Origin of the sequence: Sulfurospirillum arcachonense DSM 9755 (genome assembly GCF_000597725.1) — a bacterium.
Classification (GTDB): Bacteria; Campylobacterota; Campylobacteria; order Campylobacterales; family Sulfurospirillaceae; genus Sulfurospirillum_A; species Sulfurospirillum_A arcachonense.
In genome coordinates, this window is record NZ_JFBL01000041.1 from 1 (window position 1) to 1,115 (window position 1,115).

Genomic DNA, 1,115 nt, shown 5'->3' on the forward strand with positions numbered 1-1,115 from the left:
TTTCACCGCCTTGGCTACTTTCAACTTATCGCGAACTCTATTTTTTAGTTTATCCTAATGCTTGTTTTTAGTGGATTAGTAATGATACGAGGCTACTTTTCTATCCCCTTGTAGTTTTAAATTATTTTCTAATTCAAAGTTTAATGCCCAACTCATCATTTATATCCTAAATTAAAATATATCTTTACATGTAAAACTTTTGAGTTATAAAAGTCTTACATGTATAAAAAGTAGCCTGTCCCCTTTAATTCTATCCTTACATTGTTTTTTCTTAGGTAAATTATTCTAAAAACATCATACTTATTTCTTTTCTATTTTCTATAAAATTTTTAAAAAGTATAAGCATTTTCTCATCTTTAGGATTTAACATTTGAGCAGAAATGAAGAATTTTAAAGCTGTTATATGATTTGAATTTTTATAAGCATTTTGAGCTTTTTTCAATTGTTCAGGCAAGGAGTAATTATTATTATTTTCTTCAAGGGACTTAACTAGTTTATATATTAAATTTTGTCTGCTACTTTCATTATCAATATGAATAGTACCAATAATATTTTTTTCTTTAAAAATAATTGCTCTTATAGAGTCTTTTTCTATATCATTTTTATATATAAAAATTTTAAAAACTTTCTCTTTTATCTCCTTAGTTTTATATTTATAAAAAATTTTAAAAAATTTATCACACTCATTTTTAGCATTAGATTTTTCTAAAAAAATCACTTTAGTTAAAGTTTTTATGTGATTTTTATACTGCCTACTTCTACACAAAATTTTATTACTAATGTTTAATTTTTCATCGTAACTATTAATTAAATTTAATTCAACAAAACCAAAATCTTTAAAAAAAGATTTTGAAATTGGATATTGTGGGAAAAAACCATGCTCTTTAAAAGTAAATTTAAATGGATATATACTATTTGCAAATATATATGTAGACAAAAAAGTTAAAAAATAAATTCGTTTAAGCATGATTTTCTATTTCCTTTCTTTTAAGAAAAAAAAGGGGTAAAGGGGACAGGCTACTTTTATTTATCATTTATTACCTTTTAAGATTTTCCTCGTGCTTTTTATAGTTGACAATATATCACACTTTAGAATATAAAAATGGGTCAAGCCC

Annotated in this window: 1 protein-coding gene; it reads right to left on the minus strand. The window is 23.4% G+C overall.

Features of this window, described 5'->3' with window-relative positions; translation table 11 throughout:
• Window positions 1-280 precede the first annotated feature (280 nt).
• Window positions 281-967: a hypothetical protein gene (locus tag K354_RS0113660; protein WP_024956026.1), complete on the minus strand. Its 687-nt coding sequence runs from the start codon at window positions 965-967 to the stop codon at window positions 281-283.
• Window positions 968-1,115: the final 148 nt, after the last annotated feature.